Genomic DNA, 24490 nt, shown 5'->3' on the forward strand with positions numbered 1-24490 from the left:
TTAAAGTACCAGATCTCTCTTCGATTATAGGCGCCTTAAACTGAATGTCAATAGAAGCATCGTCAAGATGCCCGAATGAACCTGCACGGCTATCACCAGCCTACACCCTATCCCGGCAGTGGCGATCCTGCGCTTGCCGGGCATATGTCCGTAATACGTTCTACGCGCCTGTAGATTAATCGGCTACGAGTCTGCTATACTGCTTAGCAAGCTGCCGATCGCACCACGGCAGACACCGACGGTCGCGCTAGAGCTTTACCCTTCCAGTCGGCCTATGCAGCGCGGCGTCGGTCTGCTATCACAGCCAAATTCCACAAGCACATCGCGTCGTCGCGCACCGCAATGCAATGCTGATCAGCTCTGCACGTTCCGCGCGTTTCCTACGATCGATCTCATCTACACCAGGAGCAGCATATGCGTTACGCCATACATCTGCCGATCATCAGCGAGTACAGCGATCCGCGTCTTCTCAGCGAACTAGCGCACGAGGCCGAGGCTGCGGGATGGGCCGGTGTTTTTGTCTGGGAGTCTCTCCCGCTCAATCCCGATCATGTCCCAGCCGTGACCGATCCCTGGATCGCGCTGGCCGCGATTGCGCTGCGTACCAGCCACATCAAGATCGGGCCGCTGGCGATAGCGCTCGATCACCGCCGCCCATGGAAAGTCGCGCGTGAAATCGTGGCGCTCGATCAGCTTTCGGGCGGGCGCCTGATCCTCGGCGTTGGGCTGGATCAATCAGGGCCAACAGACTCCGCGCAGTTGGGCGTAGCAGACGAAGCGCAGGCGCGCGCGAGCAAGCTCGATGAGGTGCTGGAGATCGTGTCGGGCCTGTGCAGCGGCGAGCCGTTCGGCTACGACGGCGAACATTATCAGCTTCAGGAGATCGTCTTTTTGCCTCGGCCCGTCCAGCAGCGCATCCCGATCTGGGCAGCGGTAGACCAGGCCGACGCCGCCTCGCTGCGCCGAGCCGCCCGCTGGGACGGCGCGTACTATCTCGCCGAGGCCGACGCCCCAGACTCCACGATAGCCCGCCCCGCGTCGCCGGATGGTGTGCGGACAATGCTCGAACATATCGATGGGCAGCGCGCGAGAACCGCGCCCTACGATCTGGTGATCAGCCGCTCGCTCTGGCAGGAAGACGCGGCGACAGCCCAGGAGGCGGTAGCCGCGCTCGCGGCAGCCGGGGCTACCTGGATCGTTCAGGACGTGCTGCCCTGGGAGCTAACACCCGATCAGGCGCGTATGCTGATCCGGCGCGGGCCGCCAAAAGCATAGCGGGGAGCGCAAGAACCAGGCACAAAGAACAAAAGATCAAAAGATCAAAGGAACAAAGGTTGATCCCCTGTTTCTATTCATCGTCGCTTTTGACAGCGCCGCCGATTGTTCCTATCATGCTGACGATACGCTTGCAGGAACAGGGACTAACTATGGCACTTATTCTCGACGGCACCGCTGTCGCCGCCGCACTCCGCGACGAGCTGCGCGCCGATAGAGAGCGGCTCGGCCAGCACAACCTCACGCCCCGGCTGGATGTGGTCCAGATCGCAGGCGATGCCGCCTCCGACTGGTACGTTCGCGCGATCAGGCGCGCCTGCCAGCAGGTAGGGATTGCCTTTGAGCTCGTCCAGTTGCCCGCCGATGCCACGCAGCAGGCGCTCGTGGCGCAGATCCACGCGCTGAACGCGCAGCCGGAGACGCACGGCATCATCGTGCAGGTGCCGCTGCCCAAACACCTCAGCGCCGACGAAGTTATCGCTGCGATCGATCCGAGCAAGGACGTGGACGGCCAGCATCCGCTGAGCCTGGGGCGGCTTGCGATGGGCCTGCCCGCGTTCGTGCCCAACACTCCGGCGGGCGGCATGGAGCTGCTGCGGCGCTACAACATTCCGATCGCAGGCAAACATGCGGTGGTGATCGGGCGCTCGAACATCGTCGGCAAGCCCATGGCGCTGCTGCTGCTTCAGGAGCATGCGACCGTCACGATCGGCCACTCGCGCACGCCCGATCTGGCCGCGATCTTGCGCGACGCCGACATCGTCGTCGTGGCGGTCGGCAAGCCCGGTATCGTCCACGGCTCGATGCTCAAGCCCGGCGCGGTGGTGATCGACTTCGGGATCAACGAGGTTGGGCCAAAGACGATCGTCGGCGACGTGGACTACGCGAGCGCCGTAGAGGTCGCGGGCGCGATCACACCGGTTCCGGGCGGCACCGGCCCTGTCACCAACATGATGCTGCTGCGGAACGTGATCAGCGCCGCAGAGCAGAGCTTGGGAATGTAGCGCTAGACTATCGGATAAGTTGGACGGCGACAAAAAACTGCTCTTCGCCGTCCAACACGTTACTTGATAGTTGTTCTCTGTTCTTTGTTTGTTTCTTTGTTCTTTCGTCCCTCGGCCTAGCCGCTCAGCGCCGCGACGGCCTGCTCCTCAGTCTCGTAGATGTCGGCGTACTGCGAAAGCCCGACCATCCGAAAGATCTTCTGGAAATGCTCGTTGAGGCCGCTCATCGCCAGCTTTTGCCCATTCCGACCACAGCTCGTCACGATCCGAATCAGGATCGCGATGCCTGCGCTGTTGATGTAGTTGCTGTGATGAAAATTGAGCACAAGCTGCTGCGCGCCTGCCTCCGTCGCCCCGGTGTATGCCTCAGTAATCTTGGCATCGGCGAACGTCGTCACATCGCCTTTGATGTCAATCACTGTTACATTGCCGTGGCGACGACTGGTTACTTCTAACGCATCCTCTAAAAAAGCCATAGTGGCTCCTTGCCTCAAGCGTCTTCGTCGTCGTCATGGCGGCACGATCATGCGGTTTCCCGCGCGTGCCTGCCGCCCGATTGACAGCGTAACCTCATCCGCACCTCACGACCACGGCTCTGCGGCGCTGATCGTCGCTTGTAGCCGCGAGCGACTACAGCGGAATGTTGCCATGCTTGCGTGGCGGCAGACTTTGCCGCTTCGTCCGCGACAGCCTGAGCGCCTTGATCAGCGCTGGCCGCGTCTCGCGCGGCTCGATCACCTGATCGATATAGCCGCGCTCCTCGGCGACATACGGGTTGGCGAAGCGCTGCTGGTAGTCGTCGACCAGCTCCGCCAGCCGGGCCTCAGGGTCGGGCGCGTGGGCCAACTCCTTGCGGAAGATGATCTTAACCGCCGCGTCCACGCCCATCACCGCGATCTCCGCCGTGGGCCAGGCAAAGTTGAAGTCGGCGCGAATATGCTTCGAGGCCATCACATCGTACGCGCCGCCGTACGCCTTGCGGGTAATCACCGTCAGCTTCGGCACGGTCGCCTCGCAGTAGGCGTAGAGCAGCTTCGCGCCGTGGCGGATGATCCCGCCGTACTCCTGCTGCGTGCCCGGCAGAAAGCCCGGCACATCCACGAACGTCACCAGCGGAATATTGAACGCATCGCAGAAGCGGACGAAGCGCGCGCCTTTGATCGAGGCGTCGATGTCGAGCGTGCCGGCCATCGCCAGCGGCTGATTGCCGACCACGCCGATCACATGTCCATCCAGCCGCGCAAAGCCGATCAGCAGATTTTGCGCCCAGAACGGCTGCACCTCGCAGAAAAAGCCGTCGTCCACCACGCTGGCGATCACCTGATGCATATCATACGGCTTCTTGGGCGAGTCGGGAACGATCGATTGCAATTCCTCATCCGTCCGTTCGGGATCGTCCGTGGGCGGCACGTAGGGCGGATCTTCCATGTTGTTGGCGGGCAAGAACGACAGCAGCGTACGCAGCTGGTCGAAGCACTCGGCCTCGTCCTCGGCGGCGAAGTGCGCGACGCCGGAGCGGCTGTTGTGGGTCATCGCGCCGCCCAGCTCCTCGAAGCCCACCTCCTCGCCGGTGACGCTTTTGATCACCTCAGGGCCGGTGATGAACATCTGCGAGGTGCCTTTGACCATCAGGATAAAATCGGTGATCGCGGGCGAGTAGACCGCGCCGCCAGCGCACGGCCCCGCGATGATCGAGAGCTGCGGGATCACGCCCGACGAGATCACGTTGCGGTAGAAGATCTCGGCGTAGCCGCCCAGCGCGACCACGCCCTCCTGAATCCGCGCGCCGCCCGAATCGTTGATGCCGATGCAGGGCACGCCCATGCGCAGCGCCAGATCCATCACTTTGACGATCTTTTCGGCAAAGACCTCGCCGAGCGAGCCGCCGAAGACCGTAAAATCCTGCGAAAAGACACACACCGGGCGTCCATCGATCGTGCCGTGGCCGGTGATCACGCCGTCGCCGAGCGGATGCACCCGGTTCAGGCCAAAGTTATGCGAGCGATGCACGGCGAGCGCATCCAGCTCGACGAACGAGCCCGGATCGAGCAGCATATCGATCCGCTCGCGGGCGGTCTGCTTGCCGCGCGCATGTTGCTTCTTGGCAGCCTCAGGGTCGGTCGTGGCCGCAAGCTTGCGCCGCTCCCGAAGCTCTTCAATCTTTTGCTGAGTCGTCTTGGTCACACGGCATCCCTTCTACTGAGTATCGAGCGCGGAAGCGCGCCTGGTTCGGGAAACTATGCGGCGCAGCCGATTTTGGCGGCGCTCCGCAGCGCTTATGGCGCTTTGCGCTCCGGGGGCTCCGCGCCAGGCCAGCCCGGCTGCGTAATCTCGACCTGAAGCGCGTCGTTGAAGCGGTTGAAGAAGTTGAACATTCCGGCGACCGCCACCAGCTCCATGATCTCAGCGGGATCGAAGAACTGGCTCAGCTCCTCCCACAGCACATCGCCGAAGCGCTTCGCGTCCTGGGTCACGTGCTCCGCCAGCCGCAGCACGGCCTGCTCGCGGGGCGAGAACCGCTCACGGGCGGCGGGATCGTCCATCAGATCAATCGTATCCTGGGACACGCCCAGGTTCCGCAGCAGCGCGGAGTGCGAGGCCAGTCAATAGGCGCAGGTATTGAGCTGGCTGACGCGCACCGCGACCATCTCCTTGAGCCGCAGCTCGACGGTTCCGGTGCCCAGGATCGCATCCATGCACGCGGCGGTCGCCCGCGCCATGTCGGGACGCAGCGACAGCGTGCGGAACATGTTGGGCACGCTGCCCCGTTTATGGTAAAACGCCTCCCAGACAGCGTGTGCCTCAGGCGTTATCTCTTCGGCGCGTGGCGGCTCGATACGTGGCATAGATGACCTCCTTATAGAGCACAAAGAACAACCGAGTTCTTTGCTGATCTGTTCTCTCTATCAGGCTTCATTATCGACGATTCGCGTCGTCTTGTCGAAGCGGCAGCGCCATCAATCCGAGCGCAGCGTGCGGGCAAAAAAATCGGTCGTCGTGTTGAACAGATCGCCGATCGCGGGCGTGTACTCGGTCGCCAGCAGGTAGTGGCCCATGCCCTCCAAAATACTCAGCTCATGCGGCTTACCGAGCCGCCGCAGCTCGTCGGCCAGGAGCTGCGACTGGGTGAAGGGCACCACCTCGTCCTCCTTGGAGTGGATCAGCATCAGCGGTATGTCGATGTCGCGGGCGTGGTAGCGCGCCGAGTAGCGCCAGTAGCGCTCCGGCACCCTGCTGGGCAGCCCCAGCGCGATCAGCGCCTGATCGAGGCCGAACGGCGGCGAGAACGTGCCCGCCTCGAACTGCCGCCGCAGCTCGAAGAGATCGGTCGGCGGGCCGAGCAGCAGCGCCGAGTCGATCGTGCCCGGCGCGCGCACCGCCAGACGCAGCACATGCAGCCCGCTGTACGAGCCAGCCAGCACACCGATGCGCGAGCCGTCGGCGCGCGGCAGCCGCCCCGCTTTGGCGAGATCGATCACCCGCTCCAGATCGTCGACATCGGCTTCGAGATCGAGCGCGTACTCCGGCCCGACCGCGATCACGGCATAGCCCGCCTGCGCCAGCGGCAGCGACACGCTCTCCCAGGTGTCGGCGGGGCCGGGATAGACCGCCAGCAGCGTCGGCAGCGGCGTGGTCGCGCCGTCGTCGGGCGTGTACAAGAACGTCAGTTGATTCGATCGATCATCGGCGCGAAAGCTGATCTGCCGCCGGATCGCGCTGGCGGCCAGCGGCTTTTCGACGTGCCAGCCCTGCGGATCGCCCAGTATGACATCCGTCGGCGGCGTGACATCGGCAGGCGGTCGCGGACGAAGCGTGAGATCCAGCGGCGTGGTGCTTCCGGCGGCCACGCTGATCCCCAGCAGCGTACGCACAGCCACGTCCTCGAAGCCGGGAGCGCCCGCGACCGGAATATAGCTGTCGGCGGGGACATCAGCCAGCACATAGCGGCCCTGCGCGTCGCTTTCGGCGGCGAAGGGCGTGCCGTCGGCGGCGGCAACCAGCACCGTCGCTCCGGCGATCGGCTGGCCGAACGAGGAGCGCACCACGCCGCGCAGCGTGCCGCGCTGTGTGGCGTCGGGCGGTCGAACCCGGCCAAGGCGCTGGAGCAGCAGGTATTGCGCCGCGTGGCGGTACGGCCAGATACGCGGATGGTCGGTCGTGATCAGGTACGCGCCCGCAAGGAGCGCCACGCAGACGACGATCAGCAGAATACGACGACGCATCAAGAGCCTTTCACACTACTGAGCGCGGCATCGGGGCGCGACTGGACTGTGATGCGATCCAGCCCGGCGAACACACCCACAAAGTGGATTATACTTGCAAGTACAACGAAGCAGAAAGGAATCGCCGACTATGAGTGACGCATGGTTTACCGACGTTCACGGCCAGCTGATGGGATCGATCAATTCGTTGCTCGAAGAGGCGCGCTGCAACGCCGCCGATGTCAAAGACGCCGATCGGGTCAATGAATTGCTGCACCAGGCCGAGCAGCAGTATGCCGCCGCCCAGGCAGCCCTGCGTAGCTTTAGCGAGCAGCGCCACACCTTGCTGCAAACGCTCGACCGGCTCCAGGCAGAGCTGGCGGTAGCCGGGCGTCCGATCGCCGATGAGATCAGCTAATATCGGAGCGGGAGACAAGCATTGTCACTTGCTCTCAAGGACGGTGCTGCCCATAATAGGGCTGAATAGAGGCATTGTAGCGTAAAGGAGCTTGATACAATGGCGCTGCTTTCTCAGCGTGTCCAGGCAGTACCGCCGTCCGGTATTCGCCGCTTTTTTGATATTGCCGCCACGATGAAGGAGGTCATCTCGCTCGGCATCGGCGAGCCCGATTTCGTCACGCCCGACGTGATCCGCGAGGCCGGGATTCGCTCGATCCAGGAGGGCTACACCGCCTATACCTCGAACTCCGGGCTGCTCGAACTGCGGCAGGCGCTCGCGGCGCATCTCAAGCAGCTCTACGGCGTCGAGTACGATCCTGAGCACGAGTTGCTGATCACCGTGGGCGTGAGCGAGGCGATGCAAAACGCGATGCTGGCGCTGATCGATCCCGGCGATGAGGTGATCATCCCTGAGCCGAGCTTCGTCGCGTACGGCCCCAGCGTGGTCTTTGCCGGCGGCGTGCCGGTGTACGTGCCGACGCGCGTTGAGGATAACTTCCAGGTGACGGGCGCGACGATCGAGGCCGCGATCACGCCGCGCAGCAAGGGCATTTTGATCGGCTATCCCAACAATCCCACCGGCGCGGTGATGAGCCGCGAGCGGCTGCAAGAGGTGGCCGAGGTAGCCGCGCGACACGATCTGCTGGTCTTCTCCGACGAGATCTACGATCGGCTGGTCTACGGCGTGCAGCATACCTGCTTTGCCGCGCTGCCAGGCATGCACGAGCGCACGATCCTGCTGGGCGGCTTCAGCAAAGCCTATGCGATGACCGGCTGGCGGCTGGGCTACCTGGCCGCGCCTGAGACGATCACCGCCGCCGTGCGCAAGATCCACCAGTACGCGATCATGTCCGCGCCGACGATGAGCCAGCACGCCGCGCTGGCAGCGTTGCAGATACCGGAGGCCGAGGCCGAGGTCAAGCGCATGATTGCGGAGTACGATCGACGGCGGCAGGTGATCGTCAGCGGCTTCAACCGCATTGGGCTGCCGACGTTCGAGCCGCAGGGCGCGTTCTATGCATTTCCACGTGTCGATCACCTGGGACTGACCAGCGAGGAGTTTGCCGAGCGGCTGCTGACCGAGCAGCATGTGGCCGTGATCCCCGGCGATGCGTTCGGGCCAAGCGGCAGGGGCTTCGTCCGCGCCTGCTACGCCACGTCGATGGATCAGATCGAGGAGGCGCTCGACCGAATCGAGCGCTTTGTCAGCGTGCTGGCGTAGCCGTGATGCCGGAAGGGGCGTGTCGCTACGCCCCTTCGCTCCAGACCGGCGCGCCCGTCGATTAGCCGCCGGTGATGTAGTTCTCAAGCTGTCCGATCAAAAATTCCTGATTCGAGATAATCTCGCGGACCAGATCGCCGATCGACACGATGCCGATCATCTGGTCGTTCTCGAAGACAGGCAGATGCCGGATACGCTTATCGGTCATCAGCGCCATGCCCTCCTCGATCGACTGTTCGGCGCGAATGTAGTAGACCTTGGCGGTCATAATCGCGCTGACCGGGGTATCTCTGGAGGATTTGCCCTGAAGAATGACCTTGCGCGCATAGTCGCGCTCCGAGATGATCCCAACCAGCTTTCCTGCGTCCACAACGGGCAGCGCGCCAACGCCTTTGTCGGACATCACCCTGATCGCATCGAAGACTGAGGCAACCGACGTGATCGACCAAACATCGTGTCCTTTGGTCTGCAAAAGCTGCTTGATGGTTTTCGTCATGCTGCGTTCCTCCTAAACCACCTGTGGGTGTCGGTGCCGAACGTGTGCGGAGAGCGGCACGCTTACCACACTCCGCGCTGGCGCTATGCCCTGGCGAAGCGCTCGACGATCTCGTAGAGCACGCGCGTGCCCCACCGGATCGAGCGCACGCTCACGCGCTCATCGTGGCCGTGAATCCGATTCCACTCGGACGGCCCTTCGTACAGGCTCGGCGCAAAGCCATAGATTTTGGTGCCAAGGTGCGCGACATGCTTCGCGTCTGTCGCGCCAGTCAGCAGCGTGGGGATCGGCGTCGCCTCAGGATCGTGCTCCCGCAGGACGGCGGCGATCACATCGAACAGCGGCGATTGCGGATCGGCCTCCAGGGCCGTCTGCGGGTCCAGCCACGCGATCTCGACCTCATCGCCGACGATTGCGCGCAGCTCTTGCTCGAAGGCTGCGTGGGTCCAGCCCGGCAAAATCCGTCCATCGATCCCGGCCTCGGCCACCGACGGGATCACGTTGATCTGCGATCCTGCGCTGAGCATCGTCGGCGAGATCGAGTTACGGATCGTCGCCTTCAGCCGCAGCTTGAACGACTGGTCGAAGGGCAGCGCATCGATCGCCGCGTCGGCCTGCGCCTCATCGGCGAGCACCGCCCGCAGCGCCTCGGCCACATCCGCAGGTTGCACGCCGGCAACGCCTTCGATGAAGCCGCGCAGCGAGGCGGTGAAGTGGACCGGCAAGGGCTGGCGGCGCAGCTTGATCAGCGCCTCGGCCAGCTTGAGCACGGCGTTGTCGTCGTGCGGCACGGAGCCGTGGCCGGGCGTGCCCCGCACCCGCAGCTTGAAGCGCGCCGTGCCTTTTTCGGCGGTCTGCACGGTGTAGTAGCGCCGCCCGTTGATCTCGGTGCCCGCGCCGCCGCCCTCGTTCAGCGCGTACTCGGCCTGGATCAGATCGGGCCGGTTGCGAACGACCCAGCCCGCCCCCTGATGACCGCCGACCTCCTCGTCCGCCGCCGCCATGTAGATCACATCGCGCTTGAGCGGCAGGCCCGAACGCTTCAGCAGCAGCATCGTCATCAGCTCCATCGTCACCATGTGCTTCATATCGAGCGCGCCGCGCGCGTAGATGAAGCCGTCGTCGATGTCGGCGGCAAACGGGTCGTGCGTCCACTTGTCTGGCTCTACCGCCACCACGTCGGTGTGCGACATCAGCAGCAGCGGCTGCTCCGAGCCATCGCCCTTGAGCCGCGCCACGATCGTCGCCCGATCCGGGCTGGGGCCGACGATCTCGTACGGAATACCCTCCCGATCCAGCGCATCGCGGATATATTCGGCGGCGCGGATCTCGTTGCCTGGGGGATTGCGGGTATCGAGCCGAAGAAGCGCGCGCAGATGGTCGATCACCTCGTCGTCGACCGCCTGCCAGTCGATCGTGCCGGGCGCTACAGACTGAGACATCAGGCTCTCCTTGCACATCTAAAAATATGGTTGTGATCGTAGTGTACGATCTTGCAGGCTGTCAACTGCGCGGACGACAACAAGCCGACCGCTTCCAGCAGGCAGGCGGTCGGCTGATCATTAAGCAAAATAAGCGCGTTCTGGCGTTGACTCAGGCTGCATCATGGGTATCGACGTAGTTTGTTAACGCCTCCACAGAATCAAATGGCAGCAGCGCGGCTGATTCATTTTTTGCCATACCACAATGATACTCACTTGCGCAGCGTGCTACCATATACCGTCGTACGCCGCGATCTTCCCTCTGCCGCGCGGCAGGCTGCGTGTACGCATCTTGCTCAGCCAGACGCGGCGCGGAGACGCTCGAATAATAGGCGAGATCGAGTAGAAACATAGACACAACCATGAGCAACACAGCACATCGTGCCCTACCATCGGTCGACCGGCTGGTCCGCGCGGTCGAAGAGCAGATCAATGGGACGCTGCCTCACGCCGAGGTGGTCCAGGTCGCACGGATGGTGCTAGACACGGCCCGCCGCACGATCGCGCAGGGCGAGGCCGCCCCGTCGTTCGATGAGCTTGCCGGGCAGGTGCGTGAGACAGTCGCGCGCCTGACTCAGCCGAGCCTGCGCCCGCTGATCAACGCGACCGGCGTGATCGTGCAGACCAACCTGGGACGCGCGCCGCTGAGCGCGGCGGCGCTATCGGCGATGCAGGCGGTCGGGCGGGGCTACTCTAACCTGGAGTACGATCTGGCTGCCGGTGCGCGCGGCTCGCGCTACCATCACCTGACCGAGCTGCTGGCGCGGCTGACGGGCGCGGAGGCTGCGCTGGCGGTCAACAATAACGCCGCTGCCGTGCTGCTGACGTTGACCTGCTTCTGCGCGGGGAAAGAGGTGATCATCTCACGCGGTCAGGCCGTCGAGATCGGCGGCGGCTTCCGCATCCCCGATGTGCTACGCCAGAGCGGCGCGCGGCTGGTCGAGGTAGGCACGACCAATCGCACCTACACCCACGACTATGCCGCCGCGATCACGCCCGACACGGCGGCGATCCTCACAGTGCATCGCTCCAACTTCCGCGTCGTGGGCTTTACTCACGAGCCGCACGAGATGGAGCTGCATCATCTTGCGCACGAGGCGGGCGTGCTGTGGATCGACGACTGGGGCTCTGGCTCGCTGCTGCGGCCTGAGCACTACGGCCTGGCTGCCGAAGACACGATCCAGGATCGCGTCGCTGCGGGCTGCGATCTCGTCTGCTTCTCCGGCGATAAGCTGCTGGGCGGGCCGCAGGCTGGCCTGATCGTCGGCGCTGCGGAGCTGATCGGTCGGCTGCGGAAGCATCCGCTGCTGCGCGCGCTGCGTGTGGACAAGCTGACGATCGCGGCGCTTGAGGCGACGCTGCTAAGCTACCTGCGCGGACGAGCCGAGGAGGAGATTCCGGTCTGGCAGATGATCAGCGCGCCGCTCGAATCGCTCCACAGCCGGGCCGTGACGATCGTCGAGCGGCTGCGCGGGCAGGGCCTCGCTGCGGTCGAGGCACGCGCCTGCGAGAGCGCGGTGGGGGGCGGCTCGCTGCCGGGCGCGACGCTGCCGGGCTGGGCGGTGGCGATCAGCGCGCTGCCAGATCCGCTCCACGCGCGGCTCAGAGGTGGCGATCCCGTCGTCGTGGGCCGCATCGCCGACGATCGTCTGCTGCTCGATCTGCGCACGGTCTTGCCTGATCAGGACGATGCGCTGATCCAGGCGCTTCTGGCAGCCCTGCATGAGGAGTCACGACGCTCATGATCCTCGATCTGCCGAAGCTGCGCATCTTCGCCGCCGTGGCTCGCACGGGATCATTTACCCGCGCCGCAGACGAGCTTGATCTGCGCCAGCCGACGGTTAGCCAGCAGATTCAGGTTTTAGAGCGCAGCCTGCGCACGCCGCTGTTCGAGCGGCTGGGCCGCCGCGTGCAGTTGACACCCGCCGGAGCCGCGCTGCTGCCCTACGCCGAGCGGCTGCTGGCGCTGGCGACCGAGGCAGAGACGGCCACGCGCGAGGCGGCGGGGCTATCGGCCCGAACGCTGCGGCTGGGCGCGGGCAACACCTTAGCGACCTACGTCCTGCCCGATCTGCTGGCGCGGCTGCGCTGGGAGCGGCCCGATGTGGTGGTGCAGGTCCAGGTCGGCAACACCGAGCAACTGATCGCCGCCGTCGTGGACAACCGCGTCGAGCTAGCGGTCGTCGGCGCGCCGCTCAGCCATCCGGCGCTGGAGATCCATGCGTTTCTCCGCGATGATCTGGTGATGATCATGCCGCCCGACGACGAGTGGGCCGAGCGGCGCGCGATCGGCCTGGCCGAGCTGCAATCGAGGACGCTGCTGCTGCGCGAAGAAGGATCGGCGCTTCAGGCTGCCGTAACAGAGCTGCTGCGCGAGCGCGGGATCGTGCCTGAGCGAATGATTACGCTCGGCAACCTTGAGGCGATCAAGCGCTGCGTCGAGGCTGGCCTGGGTGTGTCGGTGGTGCCTGAGCTGGCGGTCCGCCGCGAGGTCGCCAACGATATGCTGCGGGCGCTGCCACTGGCCGATGTTCAGCTTCGGCGGACGTTCAACTACGTCTACAGCCGCGACCGCACGCTCTCGCCCGTGGCGCAGGTCTTTATCGAATTGCTCGAAAAGCCCTTCGAGTAGCTCCCCTCGGTCATGCATCCGGCTGCCAGCGATATTCCATCTGGCGTGCCGTCTCCTGAGCCGCATCCCGCCCCAGCAGCCGCGCGACCACATGCAGCGACATATCGATGCCCGCCGAGATCCCGGCTGAGGTGATCACCTTGCCGTTGTCCACAAAGCGCTGATCTTCGCGAACCTCCGTCTCCGGCGCGGCCTCCCGCAGCAGATCGAACGCGACGTGATGTGTTGTTGCTGTGAGGTTATCCAGCAGCCTGGCTTTTGCCAGCAGCAGCGCGCCCGTACACACCGAAAGCACCAGCTCTGCCGGTGCCGCGCGCTGCCTGATCCACTCGATAAGCGCCGGATTATACATCTCTCTGCGCGCGCCGAGGCCGCCTGGCACAATCAGCAGATCCGGCTGCGGGCAATCGGCGATCGAGTAGCGCGGATTGATGCTCAGCCCGTTGCGCGCCAGCACCGGCTCCAGCCGCTCCGCGACGGTATACACATTGAAGGGCGCTGCCTCACGCGACCGCCCGGTGACGGCAAAGACCTCGAACGGCCCGCAAAAATCCAAGACCTCGACCTCGTCGAAGATCAATATTGCTACGTTGCGTGGCTGACTCACCTGCGATGTCCTCCAAAACTAAATTAAAGGTTAACAATAGGCAAAATGGCTGGTATCATTAGGTTGGATTCTCCATATCCAACTGCACTGCCTTTATCGTACACTGTTTCGAGGCAGTTCCGGGATTCCATTCGACGAGGAGCTAGATGAACAAGCAACACCGACGATTCTTTTCCGGCGCACTCCTGGTGCTGGCGCTCAGCGCGTGCGGCCAGCAGGCAGCGCCCGACAGCGGAGCCATCTTCACCACCGGCGGCGGCAATCACGGCCACGGCGCGGGCAAAGAGGGCGATCATCACGACACCGCGCCACCGCCGCCCGGCTATACCGGCGAGGCCCCGACGCAGGTTGCAGATACATTCGACGCGCAGTTTATCGACAGCATGGTAGAGCATCACAACGGCGCGATCCGGATGGCCGAGGAGGCGATCCGCCAGAGCGAGCGCGCCGAGATCAAGCAGCTGGCGCAGAACATCATCGACGCGCAGCACAAGGAAATTCAGCAGATGGGAGCCTGGCGCGAGGCGTGGTATCCCGGCTCGCAGGTGACGGGCGGCACCGGCATGCCAATGGGTCATATGGAGATCAGCGCCGATACCAGCAAGCCCTTCGATCTCCGCTTCATCGAGGCGATGATCTCGCATCACCAGGGCGCGATCGATATGGCGAAGGAGGCGCAGACCAGGGCCGAGCACGCCGAGATCAAACAGCTTGCCGCCGAGATTATCAAGGCGCAAGAGGCCGAGATCGCCCAGATGAAGTCCTGGCAGCAGCAGTGGTTTGCCAACTAGCGCGCTGGCGGCTACAATGAGCATGGCGGGCATGTCGATCGATGTGCCCGCTCATCGTCTTGAGCGTACCATCGCAAAGAACAAACGAACAAACGAGCAAGGGGGACAAGAGAACAAAGCGAGAACTCGAAACTCGAAACTTGGAACCTGAAACTTGAAACTTGAAACTTGGAACAGGCCACATCATGCCCGTCTTGCTGGCATACGCCGGACTATTTTTGTGGAGCTTTCTCGCATCGACGATCCTGCCCCTCAGCTCTGAAGCACCTCTGGCGATCCTTGTACGAACCTACCAGCACATCAGCGCGCCCGTGCTGGTCGCGACAACCGGCAACTACCTGGGAGCATGCACCACCTACTGGATTGCGGCGCGTGCCGCCCGCGTGCTGGGCAGCAACCAGCCGCAGCACACAAGCCGTGAGCGGGCAGCGCGCCTGCTGCGGCGCTACGGCGCTCCAGCGCTGCTGCTCTCGTGGGTGCCGATCCTCGGCGATGGCCTGGTGGTCCTGGCCGGAGCGCTGGGCGTGCCGCTCAAGCCCTTCTCGCTCTGGGTGATCCTCGGCAAAGCGCTGCGCTACCTGGCCGTCGCCTGGCTGGCGGCTGCGCTCTAGGGATCGACCACCTCTACCGCACCATGCGCGATGTCGGAGTACAATACATCCAGCAAGGAGCACGCATGCTACGGCTGATGCTGGTGATACCTGGACTACTGTGCAGCCTCGGCGCGATCGTGATCACGCTCTGGATCGTCGTGCCCGCGCCGCTGTATCAGCTCTGGCTGGTGGCAGTGGGCGCGAGCGAGTGGAGTCTCTGGTTTGGCGCGATCGGATTGGCGGGCGCTGGCTTTGGCCTTGCCGCGCTTGCGCTTGGCAGCCGCTGGCCGGCCTCGATCGCGCTGGTGCTTGGCCTGTCGGCGGCGGCAATTGCGCTGGTGCCCCTGCTTCAGTCGCAGCCCGTCGCGCGTGCGAACGATCTCCAACTGTCGCTGCGGCGCTATCTGCTCGGCACGCGCGACCTGCCGGAGGGCCAGCCGCAGACGATCGCATTTGCCACTGTCGCGGAGCAGCCCTTGATGCTGGACGTGTACCAGCCCGCCGCGCCTGCGGCCACGCCCCGACCAGCGGTGATTGTGGTCCACGGCGGCTCGTGGAGCGGCGGCGATAAGAGCGACTTTCCGCGCTGGAACTGGTGGCTGACGCAGCACGGCTATGTGGTCTTCGATATTCAATATCGTCTCGCGCCGCAGCCGAACTGGCAGAGCGCGACGGGCGATGTCAAATGTGCGATCGGCTGGGTCAAGCGTAACGCCGCGCAGTACAACGTCGATCCGCAGCGGCTCGCGCTGCTGGGCCGCTCCGCCGGTGGGCATCTGGCGCTGCTTGCAGCCTACACGCCGCAGGTGCCAGCGCTGCCGCCGGGCTGCGACGTGCCCGATCCAGACGTGCAGGCGGTCATCTCGCTGTATGGCCCCGCCGATCTTGTCTGGGGCTACAATAATCCGGCCAATCCTGACGTGATCGACGGGCCGGGCACGCTGCGGCGATTTCTCGGCGGCGATCCGCAGACCGCAGCCGATCGGTTTGCCATCGCGTCGCCGATCAATCACGTAGCGGCAGACACACCGCCGACGCTGCTGCTGCATGGCGGGCAAGATCAACTGGTAGGCCAGCATCACGCCGAGCTGCTCGCCGAGCGGCTCCAGGCGGCGAATGTGCCGCATCAGGCGGTGTTCATTCCGTATGCCCAGCACGGCTTCGACTATAACTTCAACGGCTGGGGATCGCAGATCGCGCAGCCGCTCATGCTCAAGTTTTTAGACACATATGTGACGCAGCGCTGATCGTTCGATCAGGCGCGTCCGAGGATGCATCCATGGCGATTCGAGTTGTACTGGCCGACGATCATAGCGTCGTGCGAAAAGGCGTGCGGGAGTTTCTTGAGGAAGAGCCCGACATCGAGGTGATCGGCGAGGCCAGCGATGGCCTGCAAGCAGTAGCTCTGGCGACCGCGCTTCAGCCCGATGTGATCGTAATGGACATTAAGATGCCGCAGCTCTCCGGCGTGGATGCTACCCGGCGTATCCGCAGCGCCGCGCCCAAGGTGCGAGTGCTCGCGCTCACCGCCTACGACGATGATCCGTACATCTTCGGGCTGCTGGAGGCCGGAGCCAGCGGCTACGTGCTCAAAACCGCCGAGTCGAGCGAGATGATCCGGGCCATTCGTACCGTCGCGGCGGGACACTCCGCGCTCGATCCGGCAATCGCGCCCAGGATCATCGCGCGCGTCGCGCATCCAGCGCAGCCTGCCGAGACGCTGACTGAGCGCGAGCTGGAGGTGCTGCGTCTGGCGGCGCGCGGCCTGACCAACAAGCAGATCGGCCACGACCTCGACATCAGCGACCGGACCGTGCAAAATCATCTCGCCAACATCTACGCCAAGCTGGAAGTCGCCTCGCGCACCGAGGCCGTGACGGCTGCGCTGCAACGCGGGCTTCTGCGGCTGGGGGAGTGAAGCACAAATAACAAAGAGCCGGGTGCCACGCGGGTGCCAGACCGGGCGCCCGGCGCACAAACGGAGAACAAGGGAACAGGAGAACCAAGAACCAAGAGCAGAGAGCAAGGAAACCTTGAACCTGAAACTCGGAACCATGATGAGACGACGCAAACGATGGCAGCCGCGCGATCCGCATATCGGGCCGCTCCGCGAGTTGCAGAGCCGCGCCGAGGCAATGACACGCGGCGATTTTAGCTCGCTGGGACAGCCCGTGGGAGGATCACGCGAGGTCGAGGACCTGCGGCGCGCGATGGATGTGATGGGCGCGCACGTCGAGCAGGCGCAGATCGGGATGCAGGACTATATCGCGGCGCTGACCACGGCGCAAGAGGCGGAGCGCGGGCGGCTCGCGCGCGAGCTGCACGACGATACCGTCCAGCGTCTCGTCGCGCTGGGCCAGGGCGTCGAGCGGGTGCAGCGCGCGCTGGAACGCGATCCGGCGCTAGCCCAGGAGCGGCTCAAAGCGCTGCGCTCCGAGATCACGTCGATGGTGCAGGCCGTCCGCACCATGATCGGCGATCTGCGACCGCCCGCGCTGGAAGAGCTGGGCTTGCTGCCCGCCGTGGAGCTGCTGCTCAAGCGCAACAGCGACCAAGGGCCGCAGGTCGCGGTGCAGGTGTACGGCTCCGAGCGACGGCTCGATCCACAAAGCGAGCTGGCGCTCTTCCGCATCATTCAGGAGGCATGGAGCAACATTCGGCATCATGCCCAGGCCCAGCGCGCGACCTTTAGCTTCACCTATGGGCCGGATATGTTCGACGTGGCGATCGTTGACGATGGGCGCGGCTTCACGCCGCCCAACAGCACGCCCGGCGAAGCGCGCGCGCAGCGCGGACACTATGGCATTCTCGGCATGCAAGAGCGCGCCATGCTGGTCGGCGGCGCGGTCGAGATCAGCAGCGCGCCGGGCCAGGGCACGCGGCTGCACATCCACATCCCCTATCCCGGTGTCGACGGTCGCGACCCCATCTGTAACATGCTGGTGGGGCCGGAGGCGTTGAGCGCGACGTATAACGGCCAGCTCTACCGCTTCTGCTCGCCCGCCTGCCGCGATCTCTTCGTCGCGCAGCCGGAGCGGTACGTTTAGCAGGCGATGCCAGCAACAACTGAGCCCCGGCAGGAGCTACCGAGGCTCTTCAACCAGACTCCGGCAGATCGGGAGCGGCAGCCGCGCTGCCTGATCCGCTCGTCCATCGCCGCGTGACTATTTGGATTTCTTCCGCGCATGAAACCTGCGCTTCGTGGTGGTTGACGGCACCTTCGACCTGCGCTGGAGCCCGATCGATGGGCGGAACTGAGGGGCGCGCCGGAACTTGGTCGCCTGCTCGAACGCATACGCCAGCCTGATCAGCGTCGGCTCGCTGAAGGCGCGTCCCATAAAGGTGATCCCGACGGGCAGCCCGGCCACATAGCCCGCCGGAACCGTCACCAGCGGATACCCGGCCATCGCGGCGGGCGACGAGCTGCCGCCAAGAAAATGATCGCCGTTGATCAGATCGATCGGCCAGGCGGGGCTGCCGGTCGGAGCGACAAGCGCATCGAGCTGGTACTTGTCCAGCACGGCATCGAGGCCCTCCTGACGAGATAGGCGGTGGCTCGTCTCAAGCGCTTTCAGATAGTCTGGATCGCTAAGCGGGCCTTTGGCCTGCGCCATCTCGAAGATCTCCTGGCCGAAGTAGGGCATCTCCACCGCAGCCGTCGCCCGGTTGAACTCGATAAGATCGGCCAGCGTGCGCATCACGGGGCTGTTCGGATAGCGCGGATTGGGATCGCGTGTGGCAAGATACAGATTCAGATCGGCCTTGAACTCGTAGAGCAGCACCTCGAACTCGACAGGGCTGGAAGCAATGTCACTGATCGAAGGAATATCAGCGGGATCGACGATCACCGCGCCCATCGCCTGCATGATCCCAAGCGCGGCATTGGTGATCCGATCGGCGTCCTGGCTCCAGCCAAACAATCCCTGACGCGGCACGCCGATGCGCGCGCCCTTTAGACCGTTGGGATCGAGAAACTGCGTGTAGTCGCTGTACGATTTTCCCACGCTGGCCTGCGTGGCGGGATCGCGCGGGTCGACGCCCGTGAGTGCGCCGAGGACAGCCGCAGCATCGGCAACGGTGCGTCCGTGCGGCCCGACCGTATCCTGGCTATGCGCGATCGGGATCACGCCCGCTCTGCTGACCAGCCCGACCGTCGGCTTGATCCCGACCACGCCACAGGCTGAGGAAGGACACACAATCGAGCCGTCGGTTTCGGTGCCAAGGGCGGCGGCTGCAAAATTAGCGGACACTGCCGCGGCGGAGCCGGAGCTGGAGCCGCACGGATTACGATCCAGGGCATACGGATTGAGATTCTGCCGCCCGCGTCCGCTCCAGCCGCTTGACGAGCGCGTCGAGCGGAAGTTAGCCCACTCGCTCAGGTTGGTCTTGCCAAGCAAGATCGCGCCCGCCTCACGCAGCCGCTGCGCAACGAAGGCATCCTGCCGGGGCTTCGACCCGACGAGCGCCAGCGATCCGGCTGTGGTCAGCATGGTATCCGCCGTATCGATGTTATCTTTGAGCAGAATCGGGATACCGTGGAGCGGGCTACGCGGGCCTTTGGCTTTGCGCTCGGCATCCAGCTCATCGGCGAGTGCAAGCACGTCAGGATTAACTTCGAGCAGCGAGCGAAGCTGCGGCCCCGACTGATCGAGCGTTTGGATGCGCTGGACGTAGCGCAGGACAAGCTGGCGCGCGCTCAAGCTGCCCGCCGCCATAGCCGCCTGCAATTCGGCGATCGTCACCTCCTCCAGATCGTTCACTGCTCCTGCCGTGCCAGACGAGATACGAGAGAGTTCATGGGCGCCTGCCGCCGAGGTTTCTGCCAGGTCCGCTAGGAGCGGCAACGTGGCTGCCGCTGCGCTCCATTTCAGGAAGGTCCTCCGACTGAGCTTCTGGCTGCTCGGCTCCGGGTCGTGTCCTGACATGATGGTCCCTCCTTATCCCTCCAAAAAGGACCGATGTGCGAGCCACTGTAGCATAGAATAAGATGGTTTTACAAGCATCACATTGCGGTATCCAAGCCATGCAAAAGGGACACGCAGCCATGCTCTGGCATACGTGCCCCCGGTATCGATCGAAGCCGCCGAGACGTGTTAGCGTGCCGCGCGCTGCGTAAAAAAGACCGTGCGCACGTTTGGCCGCAGCAGGTAGATCCCGATGCCAAGCAGGAGCAGCAGCCCCGCGTACTGCACCACGCCGTCGATCAGCGTGTTCAGCAGCATGAAATAGCCCTGCACCAGCACAAACGAGAGCGTCGCGCCCCAGGCCCAGCGCCGCATCCGCAGCAGACCATAGGCCAGCACGCTGGTGATCAGCGCGCCGCTCAGCAGCAGCGAGCGCGGCAAGCCCGCCTCGCTCAATGTGCTCGTCGGGACCAGCAACCCGACTCCGCCGGTGAAGAACGCGCCGATGATCAGCAATGTGGCGATCAGGATCACGCCACGCGGCGTACGAAGTTGTTTCTGTTCAGTCATTGCTCTTTAGATCGAGTTTCAAGTTTCAAGTTCAGGCCCGCACCCCAATCGCCGCCCAAAGGGCACCCGCCCACCCCTCTCCCATTGCATAGGCGAGGGGGAGGGGCTGGTTCTCGGTTCTTGGTTCTTGGTTCTTTCGCCGCTACTGTATCCCGCTCTCTGCCGCCCGCAGAATAATGCGATCGATCACCGACTCGACGGGAGCCCAGTCGTCGGTGAAGGCCAGCACCTCAGCGGCATCCCGCTCGGTCCACTCACGCAGCGGCAGCTTGGGCGGCGCGGAGCCATCCAGCGCCTGCTCCATCACAAAGCGCAGCACGGCATCGTCCATACGCTGCATATTCGCCGTGAAGTTCGTCACGCCGTCGCCGACCGGCTGCTTCACGCCGATCACGATGCTGTTGCCGAACGAGGGCACGTCGAGGATAAAGACCTGCGGAAAGACCGAGAGCATCGTGCTGGCGAGCGCATGGACCAGCCGATAGTCGGTGCCGGGCTTGCCCGCGTTGACCACCGCCACGCCATCGGGCGACAGATGCGCGTCGACCTCCTGAAAGAACTCGCGGGTCGTCAGGTGGAACGGAATGTACGGCTGGTGATAGGCGTCCATGCCGATCACGTCGTAGGTTTCGCGCGTGCGATTGAGAAAGACTCGTCCATCCTCGGTATAGACGTTATAGTTCGGCAGCGACTCGTCTTCCATCTCGAAATACCTGCGCCCGACCTTGACGATCTCGGGGTCGATCTCCACGGCGTCGATCCGCACATCCTTGCCGTAGAACGCCACAAACTGCTTCGGGATCGTGCCCGCCGCCGAGCCGATCATCAGCAGGCTATCGACATCGGCTTTGGCGCGATTGGCATAGACGTACGGCGCGACGTTGAAAAAATCCCACGGGCCGTTCGTCAGCAGATCGGCGGGATTCTTGGTTTCGGAGTAGCGCGTGTTGTAGATCGAATGGATCGCCTGGCCCTCGTTCAAGATCAGGCCGATCTGCTGCGATCCGCCGGGACCGTAATTATTTTCGGCCACCTGAATATAGTTGTAGGTGCTCTCCGTCTCGAAGAGCGACGTACAGCCGCGACAGAACGGCTCGCGAATGCCGCGCAGGCCAAGCTGCATGATCGCCAGCAGGATCACCGCCGGAATCGCCACCAGCGCCACGCGCCGCCGCATACCGAGCGCGCCCAGCACGACCAGCGTCAGCGCAAAGACGTAAAACGTGAGATTCGTCCCGATCGTCGGGATCAGCAGCAGCACCGGCAGAAACGTGCCAGCGATCGAGCCGATCGTCGAGAGCGCGTACAGCGAGCCAGCCGTACTGCCCGCAGTTTTCACATCCTGCATGCTCAGCCGGATCGCGAACGGCGAAACCATGCCCAGCAGGATGATCGGGATTGAAAACAGGATCAGCACGCCAAAGAACGAGCCGAAGAAGACGCCAACCGAAAACGTGGTAAACGCCGACGCGGACCAGGCCAGGATCGGACGGGCCAGCAGCGGGATCGGCGCAGTGCTCAGCCCTGCCGCCAGTAAGATCAGCGCCAGCACCGATTGATCGGGTCGGCGATCGGCCAGCCGACCACCCAGGCGATACCCGATCGTGAGATAGATCAGCGTCAGGCCGATCACATTGGCCCAGATCAACTGCGACGAGCCGAAGAACGGCTGGAGCAGCCGCGACGCGGTTAGCTCGATCCCAAGCGAACAAATGCCGCCGATTAAGACGGCGGCAATCAAAAAAGCTCGTTGTCGCACGAAAACGTGTTTCTCCTCGTAGAGCAGATGGTTGCCGGAGCATGGGCCACATCGGCCTCATGCCGTGATTCTACACTAGAATGCGCTCAGCACTAAGCCGCGCAGCACGCTCAGAAGTAAAATCGCCACCATTGGGCTGAAATCGATGAAGCCGACCGAGGGAATAATGCGGCGTAGCGGCGCTAAGATCGGCTCCGTAATCTCGTACAAAATCTGGCTAATGCGCATCTGGCCGCTCTGATCGATGAAGCTGAGCAAAATTCGGCCAATAATTGCGATATAGAGCGCATTAAAGAGCAACTGAAAAAACGTTGCGAAAAATCCGTTCATGTGGTCAGCCATCCTTGCAGCAGCATTGGCTCATGTCCTGCCGCGCCCGTTGCGCGGCATACGCCTCCATTATAGCATGGCTCGTCTGCCAGAGATCTTCGACAAACTATTTGCAAAGCATTGACACACACTGGTCGAATGCTATACTAAAACCATAAGGAGCAGATCGACATGGCTAACTCCTCGCGTTTTTTGCAAAACTATCCGACCACACCGTTATATAACACAAAACTGGTGGTGAGTGAAACGGGCGTGCCCGCCGATACCTTCCGCGCCTGGGAGCGGCGCTACGGCCTACCCCACCCGCAGCGGGCCGAGGGCGGGCAGCGGCTCTACTCGGATCGCGATATCGCGACGATTCGCTGGCTGCGCGATCGGACCAGCGAGGGCCTGACGATCAGCCAGGCGATTGCGTTGCTGGAGACGGAGACGGCAACACCGCTGGTCAGCGATCAGCCGCGCTCGTTCGAGGCGCTACGCCTGGACTTGCGCAATGCGCTCTTGCAGTTCGACGCGCCCGCCGCGGACCTCGTCTTAAGCGAGGCCTTCGCGCTGTACCCGCTCGACCATGCCTGCATCAACATCATCCAGCCGACGCTGGTCGACATCGGCGAGATGTGGCATGTGGGCACGGCCTCGGTCGCGCAGGAGCACTTCTCAAGCCAGTTTTTGCGCCGCAAGCTCCTCGCGCTGCTGAATATCTACGACGTGTCCGAGGGACGCGCCACGATCATCGCCGCGTGCGCGCCGGGCGAGCAGCACGATCTCGGCCTGCTGCTGCTGGCACTATTCCTGGTAAGGCGCAACTACAAAGTCGTCTTTCTGGGAGCGGACGTGCCGATCGAGGCGCTGCAACAAGCGATGGCGCATGTCCATCCTGAGATTGTCTGTATTTCGACGACCACGCCGACCACCGCCGATCACGCGGTACAGATGGCGCGGCAGATTCAGCAGGCGCATCCACAGACCTTAATCTTCATTGGCGGCAGGGGAGCTGCCGATTCTTCGCTGGAGGAGCAAGCTATTCACTTTCTGGATGGCAATGGCGTGGCGGCTGCCGAGCAAATCGGGGCGGTGTTGACCACCAGGCGCAGTGGTAGCTGACGATCCGATCTGAAGGTCTTTGCGCTCTGTTTGGCTCAGATCGACGTGAGGATCATCTCAGGGAGAAAGCAGGTTGTATGGAAGCACCAAAAGAAGCACGGCTAACAATCTATCCGGCGCACTACTACCTGGCAGCCCTGCCGAGAACCGCACACTACCACCGCCACCCGACGCCGCGAACGGCCTCCTCGCTCGCCGCCGCCTATCGCGCGTGCCGAGCGCTCACCCGCGTTCACTCCAAAAGCTTTTTCCTGGCGTCGCGCCTCTTACCACAGCCCAAGCGCCGGGCGATGGAGGCGCTGTATGCCTTCTGCCGCACCTCGGACGACGCAGTCGACACCAATGTCGATGCTGCCAGCGCGCTGGCGCAGTGGGTCGCCAACGTCCAGCACCCGATCCCGCCCCACGACCAGCCGGTGCTGCTGGCCTGGGCCGATACCTGCGAGCGCTACCAGTTGCCCTGCGATCTGGCGAACGAGCTGCTGGCCGGCGTCGCGATGGATCTTTCGATCCAGCGCTATGAGACGTTCGCCGAGCTGTGGGTCTACTGCTACCGCGTCGCGTCCGTGGTGGGCCTGCTCTCGATGCGGATTATCGGGTTCGCGCCCGGAGCCGAGGTCTATGCGATTCGGCTGGGCATCGCGCTCCAGCTCACGAACATTCTGCGCGATATTGGCGAGGATGCGCGGCGCGGCAGAATTTATCTGCCGCTGGAGGACCTGCGGCGCTTTGGCCTCAGCGAGGCGGAGATCCTCGACGGCGTGCGCGATGACCGCTTTCGGGCGCTGATGCGCTACGAGATCGAGCGCGCCGGGCAGTTGTACCACATGAGCTGGCCCGGCATTGCGCTGCTCGACCACGATGGGCAGATGGCGGTCGCCGCCGCAGCGCTGCTCTACCGTGGCATTCTGCGCAAGATCGTCGCCAATGACTTCGACGTATTTACGAGACGCGCGCATCTTTCGGCGCTGGAAAAGATCGCCATGCTGCCGACGATTCGCTATCAGGTGCAACGCTTGCGGTCTGGTCATACCGACCTGCCCTGCTAAAAGGCATTCCTG

General features: G+C 63.6%; 26 protein-coding genes. 13 read left to right on the top strand and 13 right to left on the bottom strand.

Annotation, left to right across the window (positions count from 1 at the left end; genetic code table 11):
* Positions 1-414 precede the first annotated feature (414 nt).
* Positions 415-1275 carry an LLM class flavin-dependent oxidoreductase gene (locus tag VFZ66_20770; GenBank protein HEX6291630.1) on the top strand — a complete coding sequence of 287 codons (861 nt, stop codon included), beginning with the start codon at positions 415-417 and terminating at the stop codon, positions 1273-1275.
* A 152-nt stretch (positions 1276-1427) separates the two neighbouring features.
* Positions 1428-2279, top strand: coding sequence for a bifunctional 5,10-methylenetetrahydrofolate dehydrogenase/5,10-methenyltetrahydrofolate cyclohydrolase (locus VFZ66_20775; protein HEX6291631.1), 852 nt, complete (start codon positions 1428-1430; stop codon positions 2277-2279).
* 116 nt (positions 2280-2395) lie between these two features.
* On the opposite strand, the gene VFZ66_20780 is transcribed toward VFZ66_20775, so the two are convergent.
* The 5 genes from VFZ66_20780 to VFZ66_20800 all read right to left on the bottom strand — a co-directional run bounded on the left by VFZ66_20780 (position 2396) and on the right by VFZ66_20800 (position 6502).
* Entirely contained in the window at positions 2396-2755 is a 360-nt protein-coding gene (locus tag VFZ66_20780; protein HEX6291632.1) for an STAS domain-containing protein, read from the bottom strand.
* Between the two features lie 154 nt (positions 2756-2909).
* The gene (locus VFZ66_20785) at positions 2910-4463 is read right to left on the bottom strand and encodes an acyl-CoA carboxylase subunit beta (GenBank protein HEX6291633.1); all 1554 of its coding nucleotides are present in this window, start codon (positions 4461-4463) and stop codon (positions 2910-2912) included.
* A gap of 92 nt (positions 4464-4555) precedes the next feature.
* The gene (locus VFZ66_20790; GenBank protein HEX6291634.1) at positions 4556-4846 is read right to left on the bottom strand and encodes a hypothetical protein; all 291 of its coding nucleotides are present in this window, start codon (positions 4844-4846) and stop codon (positions 4556-4558) included.
* Positions 4847-4882: 36 nt separating this feature from the next.
* Positions 4883-5125, bottom strand: a complete 243-nt coding sequence (locus VFZ66_20795; protein HEX6291635.1) for a carboxymuconolactone decarboxylase family protein — start codon at positions 5123-5125, stop codon at positions 4883-4885.
* 111 nt (positions 5126-5236) lie between these two features.
* Positions 5237-6502, bottom strand: a complete 1266-nt coding sequence (locus VFZ66_20800) for a carboxypeptidase regulatory-like domain-containing protein (protein HEX6291636.1) — start codon at positions 6500-6502, stop codon at positions 5237-5239.
* Between the two features lie 130 nt (positions 6503-6632).
* Between VFZ66_20800 and VFZ66_20805 the strand changes: the two genes are divergently transcribed.
* A complete protein-coding gene (locus VFZ66_20805; GenBank protein HEX6291637.1) occupies positions 6633-6899 on the top strand; it encodes a hypothetical protein in 267 nt (88 codons plus the stop codon).
* A gap of 99 nt (positions 6900-6998) precedes the next feature.
* Positions 6999-8162 (top strand): aminotransferase class I/II-fold pyridoxal phosphate-dependent enzyme, encoded by a 1164-nt coding sequence (locus VFZ66_20810; GenBank protein HEX6291638.1) that lies wholly within the window; start codon positions 6999-7001, stop codon positions 8160-8162.
* 61 nt (positions 8163-8223) lie between these two features.
* Here the strand turns inward: VFZ66_20810 and VFZ66_20815 are convergent, their stop codons facing one another.
* The 3 genes from VFZ66_20815 to VFZ66_20825 all read right to left on the bottom strand — a co-directional run bounded on the left by VFZ66_20815 (position 8224) and on the right by VFZ66_20825 (position 10491).
* The gene (locus VFZ66_20815; protein ID HEX6291639.1) at positions 8224-8658 is read right to left on the bottom strand and encodes a CBS domain-containing protein; all 435 of its coding nucleotides are present in this window, start codon (positions 8656-8658) and stop codon (positions 8224-8226) included.
* A gap of 83 nt (positions 8659-8741) precedes the next feature.
* The gene (locus VFZ66_20820; GenBank protein HEX6291640.1) at positions 8742-10100 is read right to left on the bottom strand and encodes a M20/M25/M40 family metallo-hydrolase; all 1359 of its coding nucleotides are present in this window, start codon (positions 10098-10100) and stop codon (positions 8742-8744) included.
* Between the two features lie 151 nt (positions 10101-10251).
* Positions 10252-10491, bottom strand: coding sequence for a hypothetical protein (locus VFZ66_20825; protein ID HEX6291641.1), 240 nt, complete (start codon positions 10489-10491; stop codon positions 10252-10254).
* A 10-nt stretch (positions 10492-10501) separates the two neighbouring features.
* Between VFZ66_20825 and selA the strand changes: the two genes are divergently transcribed.
* Together selA and VFZ66_20835 are read left to right on the top strand one after the other, a co-directional pair.
* Positions 10502-11884: an L-seryl-tRNA(Sec) selenium transferase gene (gene selA / locus VFZ66_20830; GenBank protein HEX6291642.1), complete on the top strand. Its 1383-nt coding sequence runs from the start codon at positions 10502-10504 to the stop codon at positions 11882-11884.
* Complete coding sequence (locus tag VFZ66_20835; GenBank protein HEX6291643.1) at positions 11881-12771, top strand: LysR family transcriptional regulator; 891 nt, start codon at positions 11881-11883, stop codon at positions 12769-12771. The genes selA and VFZ66_20835 overlap by 4 nt, the downstream gene beginning before the upstream one ends.
* Positions 12772-12781: 10 nt before the next feature.
* On the opposite strand, the gene VFZ66_20840 is transcribed toward VFZ66_20835, so the two are convergent.
* Positions 12782-13378: a DJ-1/PfpI family protein gene (locus tag VFZ66_20840; GenBank protein HEX6291644.1), complete on the bottom strand. Its 597-nt coding sequence runs from the start codon at positions 13376-13378 to the stop codon at positions 12782-12784.
* A 146-nt stretch (positions 13379-13524) separates the two neighbouring features.
* On the opposite strand from VFZ66_20840, the gene VFZ66_20845 reads away from it, so the two are divergent.
* The 5 genes from VFZ66_20845 to VFZ66_20865 all read left to right on the top strand — a co-directional run bounded on the left by VFZ66_20845 (position 13525) and on the right by VFZ66_20865 (position 17809).
* Entirely contained in the window at positions 13525-14169 is a 645-nt protein-coding gene (locus VFZ66_20845) for a DUF305 domain-containing protein (protein ID HEX6291645.1), read from the top strand.
* Positions 14170-14354: 185 nt separating this feature from the next.
* A complete protein-coding gene (locus VFZ66_20850; GenBank protein HEX6291646.1) occupies positions 14355-14780 on the top strand; it encodes a VTT domain-containing protein in 426 nt (141 codons plus the stop codon).
* A gap of 65 nt (positions 14781-14845) precedes the next feature.
* Entirely contained in the window at positions 14846-16009 is a 1164-nt protein-coding gene (locus VFZ66_20855) for an alpha/beta hydrolase (protein HEX6291647.1), read from the top strand.
* 32 nt (positions 16010-16041) lie between these two features.
* A complete protein-coding gene (locus VFZ66_20860) occupies positions 16042-16680 on the top strand; it encodes a response regulator transcription factor (GenBank protein HEX6291648.1) in 639 nt (212 codons plus the stop codon).
* Between the two features lie 139 nt (positions 16681-16819).
* The gene (locus VFZ66_20865; protein HEX6291649.1) at positions 16820-17809 is read left to right on the top strand and encodes a histidine kinase; all 990 of its coding nucleotides are present in this window, start codon (positions 16820-16822) and stop codon (positions 17807-17809) included.
* A 117-nt stretch (positions 17810-17926) separates the two neighbouring features.
* Here VFZ66_20865 and VFZ66_20870 read toward each other — a convergent pair whose 3' ends face one another.
* From VFZ66_20870 to VFZ66_20885, 4 genes are all read right to left on the bottom strand, one after another.
* On the bottom strand, positions 17927-19687 hold the full coding sequence (locus VFZ66_20870) for an amidase (protein ID HEX6291650.1): 1761 nt from the start codon (positions 19685-19687) through the stop codon (positions 17927-17929).
* 168 nt (positions 19688-19855) lie between these two features.
* Positions 19856-20236, bottom strand: a complete 381-nt coding sequence (locus VFZ66_20875; protein HEX6291651.1) for a hypothetical protein — start codon at positions 20234-20236, stop codon at positions 19856-19858.
* 142 nt (positions 20237-20378) lie between these two features.
* Positions 20379-21995, bottom strand: a complete 1617-nt coding sequence (locus VFZ66_20880; GenBank protein ID HEX6291652.1) for a fused MFS/spermidine synthase — start codon at positions 21993-21995, stop codon at positions 20379-20381.
* A 75-nt stretch (positions 21996-22070) separates the two neighbouring features.
* Positions 22071-22325, bottom strand: a complete 255-nt coding sequence (locus tag VFZ66_20885; protein ID HEX6291653.1) for a YggT family protein — start codon at positions 22323-22325, stop codon at positions 22071-22073.
* A 171-nt stretch (positions 22326-22496) separates the two neighbouring features.
* On the opposite strand from VFZ66_20885, the gene VFZ66_20890 reads away from it, so the two are divergent.
* Together VFZ66_20890 and VFZ66_20895 are read left to right on the top strand one after the other, a co-directional pair.
* Positions 22497-23429 (top strand): cobalamin-dependent protein, encoded by a 933-nt coding sequence (locus VFZ66_20890; protein ID HEX6291654.1) that lies wholly within the window; start codon positions 22497-22499, stop codon positions 23427-23429.
* A gap of 77 nt (positions 23430-23506) precedes the next feature.
* A complete protein-coding gene (locus tag VFZ66_20895; GenBank protein ID HEX6291655.1) occupies positions 23507-24478 on the top strand; it encodes a squalene/phytoene synthase family protein in 972 nt (323 codons plus the stop codon).
* Positions 24479-24490: the final 12 nt, after the last annotated feature.

This window comes from Herpetosiphonaceae bacterium, from assembly GCA_036374795.1.
Lineage (GTDB): Bacteria > Chloroflexota > Chloroflexia > Chloroflexales > Kallotenuaceae > LB3-1.

Bases quoted from the DNA above. Each gene is read 5' to 3' on its own strand.
- VFZ66_20835 (HEX6291643.1), top strand. From the start codon at position 11,881: ATGATCCTCGATCTGCCGAAGCTGCGCATCTTCGCCGCCGTGGCTCGC.
- VFZ66_20875 (HEX6291651.1), bottom strand. From the start codon at position 20,236: ATGACTGAACAGAAACAACTTCGTACGCCGCGTGGCGTGATCCTGATC.
- VFZ66_20800 (HEX6291636.1), bottom strand. From the start codon at position 6,502: ATGCGTCGTCGTATTCTGCTGATCGTCGTCTGCGTGGCGCTCCTTGCG.
- VFZ66_20860 (HEX6291648.1), top strand. From the start codon at position 16,042: ATGGCGATTCGAGTTGTACTGGCCGACGATCATAGCGTCGTGCGAAAA.
- VFZ66_20850 (HEX6291646.1), top strand. From the start codon at position 14,355: ATGCCCGTCTTGCTGGCATACGCCGGACTATTTTTGTGGAGCTTTCTC.
- VFZ66_20870 (HEX6291650.1), bottom strand. From the start codon at position 19,687: ATGTCAGGACACGACCCGGAGCCGAGCAGCCAGAAGCTCAGTCGGAGG.
- VFZ66_20865 (HEX6291649.1), top strand. From the start codon at position 16,820: ATGAGACGACGCAAACGATGGCAGCCGCGCGATCCGCATATCGGGCCG.
- VFZ66_20780 (HEX6291632.1), bottom strand. From the start codon at position 2,755: ATGGCTTTTTTAGAGGATGCGTTAGAAGTAACCAGTCGTCGCCACGGC.
- VFZ66_20795 (HEX6291635.1), bottom strand. From the start codon at position 5,125: ATGCCACGTATCGAGCCGCCACGCGCCGAAGAGATAACGCCTGAGGCA.
- VFZ66_20845 (HEX6291645.1), top strand. From the start codon at position 13,525: ATGAACAAGCAACACCGACGATTCTTTTCCGGCGCACTCCTGGTGCTG.
- VFZ66_20805 (HEX6291637.1), top strand. From the start codon at position 6,633: ATGAGTGACGCATGGTTTACCGACGTTCACGGCCAGCTGATGGGATCG.
- VFZ66_20895 (HEX6291655.1), top strand. From the start codon at position 23,507: ATGGAAGCACCAAAAGAAGCACGGCTAACAATCTATCCGGCGCACTAC.
- VFZ66_20775 (HEX6291631.1), top strand. From the start codon at position 1,428: ATGGCACTTATTCTCGACGGCACCGCTGTCGCCGCCGCACTCCGCGAC.
- VFZ66_20820 (HEX6291640.1), bottom strand. From the start codon at position 10,100: ATGTCTCAGTCTGTAGCGCCCGGCACGATCGACTGGCAGGCGGTCGAC.
- VFZ66_20770 (HEX6291630.1), top strand. From the start codon at position 415: ATGCGTTACGCCATACATCTGCCGATCATCAGCGAGTACAGCGATCCG.
- VFZ66_20810 (HEX6291638.1), top strand. From the start codon at position 6,999: ATGGCGCTGCTTTCTCAGCGTGTCCAGGCAGTACCGCCGTCCGGTATT.
- VFZ66_20815 (HEX6291639.1), bottom strand. From the start codon at position 8,658: ATGACGAAAACCATCAAGCAGCTTTTGCAGACCAAAGGACACGATGTT.
- VFZ66_20885 (HEX6291653.1), bottom strand. From the start codon at position 22,325: ATGAACGGATTTTTCGCAACGTTTTTTCAGTTGCTCTTTAATGCGCTC.
- VFZ66_20890 (HEX6291654.1), top strand. From the start codon at position 22,497: ATGGCTAACTCCTCGCGTTTTTTGCAAAACTATCCGACCACACCGTTA.
- VFZ66_20825 (HEX6291641.1), bottom strand. From the start codon at position 10,491: ATGTTTCTACTCGATCTCGCCTATTATTCGAGCGTCTCCGCGCCGCGT.
- selA (HEX6291642.1), top strand. From the start codon at position 10,502: ATGAGCAACACAGCACATCGTGCCCTACCATCGGTCGACCGGCTGGTC.
- VFZ66_20855 (HEX6291647.1), top strand. From the start codon at position 14,846: ATGCTACGGCTGATGCTGGTGATACCTGGACTACTGTGCAGCCTCGGC.